The sequence below is a fragment of the Mesorhizobium sp. M7A.F.Ca.CA.004.06.1.1 genome (assembly GCF_003999135.1).
GTDB lineage: Bacteria > Pseudomonadota > Alphaproteobacteria > Rhizobiales > Rhizobiaceae > Mesorhizobium.
On the sequence record NZ_RZPQ01000569.1, the window covers coordinates 1 to 3869 of the forward strand.

At 63.1% G+C, this 3869-nt stretch carries 5 protein-coding genes; all 5 read left to right on the forward strand.

Going from position 1 to position 3869, the window contains the following annotated elements; genetic code table 11:
* Positions 1-1548, forward strand: a 1548-nt coding sequence (gene secF, locus EN906_RS25890) for a protein translocase subunit SecF (RefSeq protein WP_127375478.1), incomplete at its 5' end; no start/stop codon positions are given.
* Entirely contained in the window at positions 1523-1966 is a 444-nt protein-coding gene (locus EN906_RS25895; RefSeq protein WP_164748856.1) for an Mth938-like domain-containing protein, read from the forward strand. The genes secF and EN906_RS25895, both read left to right, overlap by 26 nt.
* Before the next feature lies 1 nt (position 1967).
* Positions 1968-2810 (forward strand): phytoene/squalene synthase family protein, encoded by an 843-nt coding sequence (locus tag EN906_RS25900; RefSeq protein ID WP_164748857.1) that lies wholly within the window; start codon positions 1968-1970, stop codon positions 2808-2810.
* A 94-nt stretch (positions 2811-2904) separates the two neighbouring features.
* The gene (locus tag EN906_RS25905) at positions 2905-3321 is read left to right on the forward strand and encodes a hypothetical protein (RefSeq protein WP_335930813.1); all 417 of its coding nucleotides are present in this window, start codon (positions 2905-2907) and stop codon (positions 3319-3321) included.
* The coding region (locus EN906_RS25910; protein WP_206529166.1) for a sterol desaturase family protein at positions 3321-3869 on the forward strand (549 nt) is incomplete at its 3' end. The genes EN906_RS25905 and EN906_RS25910, both read left to right, overlap by 1 nt.

Here is a 3869-nt window from a genome sequence, read left to right on the forward strand (position 1 = left end):
GCCCAGAGCGCCAACGACCTTGCGGTGCTGCTGCGCGCCGGTGCGTTGCCCGCGACGCTGACGGTGATCGAAGAACGCACCGTTGGTCCGGGCCTTGGCCAGGATTCGATCCATGCCGGCAAGGTCGCCGGCATCATCGGTTCTATCCTCGTCGTCGCCTTCATGTTCGTCGCCTACGGCTTCCTCGGCTTCCTCGCCAACATCGCGCTGGCGGTGCACGTGGCGATGATCGTCGGCGTGCTCTCGCTGCTTGGCGCTACGCTGACCTTGCCTGGTATCGCCGGTATCGTACTGACCATCGGCATGGCGGTCGATTCCAACGTGCTGATCTATGAACGTATTCGCGAGGAGCGACGCGCCGGCCGCTCCGTGATCCAGGCGATCGATACCGGTTTCACCAAGGCGCTGGCGACCATCGTCGATTCCAACATCACCTCGCTGATCGCCACCGTGGTGCTGTTCTATCTCGGTACCGGGCCGGTGAAGGGCTTTGCCATCACCTACGCCATCGGCATCCTGACCACGGTCTTCACCGCCTTCACCTTCACCCGCCTGCTGGTCTCGATCTGGCTGCGCCGGGCTCGCCCGAAGGAATTGCCGAAGGCACCGGTGACCTTCGTTCCGCCCGGCACCAAGATCCCCTTCATGGGCATCCGTCGCTGGACCTTCACGCTCTCCAGCGCACTGTCGATCCTGTCGGTGGTGCTGTTCATGACCGTCGGCATCAATTACGGCATCGACTTCAAGGGCGGTTCGCTGATCGAGGTGCAGGCCAAGAGCGGCAATGCCGACCTCGCCGACCTCCGTGCGCGGCTGACCGAGCTCAACATCGGCGAAGTTCAGGTGCAGCAGTTCGGTACGCCGAACGACGTGCTGATCCGCGTCGGGACGCAGGATGGTGGCGAGAATGCCGAGCAGACCGTCATCGACAAGGTGCGTGGCGAGCTGCAGGACAATTACGATTTCCGCCGCGTCGAAGTGGTCGGCCCGACCGTTTCTGGCGAGCTTGCCAAGCAAGGCACGATCGCCATGCTGATCGCGCTGCTTGGCATCCTGGTCTATGTCTGGTTCCGCTTCGAATGGCAGTTCGCGGTCGGCGCCATCGTGGCGACGGTGCACGATGTGGTCATGACGCTCGGCTTCTTCGTCATCACCGGACTGGAGTTCAACCAGTCATCGCTGGCGGCGATCCTGACGATCATCGGCTATTCGCTGAACGATACGATCGTGGTCTATGACCGTGTTCGAGAGGATTTGCGAAAATACAAGCGCATGCCGCTGCCGCAGCTGTTGAACAACGCCATCAACGAGACGCTGTCGAGAACGACGCTGACTTCGGTGACGACGATCCTGGCGCTGCTGGCGCTGGTGCTGTTCGGCGGCGAGGTGATCCGCTCGTTTACGATGGCCATGCTGTTCGGCGTCGTCTTCGGCACCTATTCGTCCATCTTCATCGCCGCACCGTTGCTGATCCTGTTCAAGCTGAGGCCGCAGGCTTCGGCCGACGAGGAGAAGCCGGTCAATGGCGGCAAGGCGGTCGCGACCTGACGCGCCGCCCCGAAGGGGTATAGCGGTGACCGGCAAAGGCATCGTCATCCGCGAGGCGCATTTTCCGGGCCGCGCGCCGATCGAAGCCTATGGCAATGGCGGGTTCCGCTTTGCCGACATGTCGCATCGCGGTTCGCTCATGTGCCTGCCATCCGGCATCCATGGCTGGGAACCGGCTGATCCTCTGGTGCTGACGGTGGCGGATTTCGACAAGCTGCTGGCTGAGGCCGGCAAGGTCGAGATCCTGCTGGTCGGCATGGGCAGGGATCTCCGGCCATTGCCCGCCGCACTGCGAGCCGCGCTGAAGGCTGCCGGCATTGCGTCCGACCCGATGTCGACCGGTGCCGCGGTACGGACCTACAATGTCCTTCTGGCGGAAGAGCGCGCCGTGGCCGCCGCGCTCATCGCCGTCGATTGACATGTCCCAGAATGCCAAAATCGTCATGGACGCGGTGCGCGCCGCCGACCATGACCGCTATCTGACCGCGCTCTACGCGCCCGACGACAAGCGCGACGCGCTGTTTTCGCTCTACGCCTTCAATGCCGAGATCGCAGGAATCCGCGATCGCATCCATGAAGCGCTGCCGGGCGAGGTGAGGCTGCAATGGTGGCGCGATGTCATTGCCGCTGGCGGAGAAGCGGGCGCCGGCCATCCCACAGCCGAAGCCTTGAACGCCACGATAGCGACGTTCGGCCTGCCGAAGCCGGCCTTCGAGAACATGCTCGATGCACGCATCTTCGACCTCTATGACGACCCGATGCCGTCGCGCACTGACCTGGAAGGCTATTGCGGCGAGACTGCTGCCGCGCTCATCCAGCTTGCGGCGATGGTGCTCGATCCCGTCGGGGCGCCGCGCTTTGCCGATCTGGCGGGCAGGGCAGGCTGTGCGCAGGCGATGACCGGCCTGTTGCTGCTGTTGCCGCTGCATCGCCGGCGCGGACAGTGTTTTGTCCCGGCCGATATTTTGGCGGCGGCGGGATCGTCGCCGGAAGAATTCATTGCTGGTGATGGCGGACCCGGCGCCAAACGCGCGGTGGCGGCGATGATGGCGCTGGCACGGGAACATCTTTCCGCCTTCGAGCAAGGCGCACCGACCTTGCCTGTCTCGCTGCGTCCGGCATTCCTGCCGCTCGCCCTGTCACGTGCCTACCTCGGCAAGATGGAGAATGGTTCGCCGCTCGAAGGCGTGGCGCGGCTGTCGGCCTTGCGCCGGCATTGGCTGCTGCTGCGTCGCGCGAGCAAGGGCTGGCCTGCGCTTTGACGTAAACGTCAATCGTGTTAAGACGTCCCCGCGCCAAACTGTTGCCGAAGACAACAGGCCGGCCCGGAGGAGATGAATGAGCTTACCCATATTGGTGGCGATCGTTACCTTCGGCATCGCGCTGTCGGTTGCGGCGGTGCATTTCACCGGCGGCAGCAAGATAGCGACGCTCAGCAGTGCCAATCGCGCGGTGAGCCGATTCGCTGAGGATTTTCCCGACGAGATCGCGACGGTAGTCCGCCTGACAGCGGATGCCAGGACTGCGTTTCTGGATATCGGGCGAGGGCGCATCGGCATCGTTCACGGCATCGGCGATTGCTTCTTGACCCGCATCGTCACACCTCAAGATGTCATGGTTTTGAACGCCGGAGGGGCGAACACGGTTTCGCTGCGGCTCGCCGACTTCACTTGGAAGGGCGGCCGCTTCCGCTTTGCCAGCTCAACGGATGCGCAGGGCCTGCTGAAAGCGCTTGAGCAGCAACGTTCGAATTCCACTGGGGCGGCCGCATGATGGACAGCTACAATTTCCCGCAAGTCACCCAACTGGCCATTCCGTTCTTCGTGGTCGCGATCCTGATCGAGCTTTGGCTGGTGCGCACCGGCCGCGCCAAGGGTTCGTTCGAAACGCGCGACACCTTGACCAGCCTGATGATGGGCACCGGCAATGTCGTTGCCGGGCTGCTGCTTGGCGTCGTGTCCTACTGGGCGTTGCTGTGGCTCTGGCAGTTCCGCATCTTCAATCTCGGCCTGTCGGTCTGGGTGTTCCTGGCCGCCTTCCTGCTCGATGATTTGCGCTACTACGTCTATCACCGTATCGCGCACCGGGTGCGCTGGGTGTGGGCCGAACACGTCAACCATCATTCCAGCCAGCACTACAATTTATCGACGGCGCTGCGGCAAAACTGGACCGGCCTGTTCACCTTCATGTTCGTTTTGCAGGCGCCGCTGGTGCTGCTTGGCTTCCATCCGGCGGTGATTGCCTTCACCTTCGGCTTCAACCTCGTCTGGCAGTTCTGGATCCACACCGAGACGATCGGCAAGATGTGGGGCTGGTTCGAG

What these genes read in the sequence shown, in the direction of transcription:
- EN906_RS25895 (WP_164748856.1), top strand. Translation starts at nt 1,523, where the DNA reads ATGGCGGCAAGGCGGTCGCGACCTGACGCGCCGCCCCGAAGGGGTATA.
- EN906_RS25900 (WP_164748857.1), top strand. Translation starts at nt 1,968, where the DNA reads ATGTCCCAGAATGCCAAAATCGTCATGGACGCGGTGCGCGCCGCCGAC.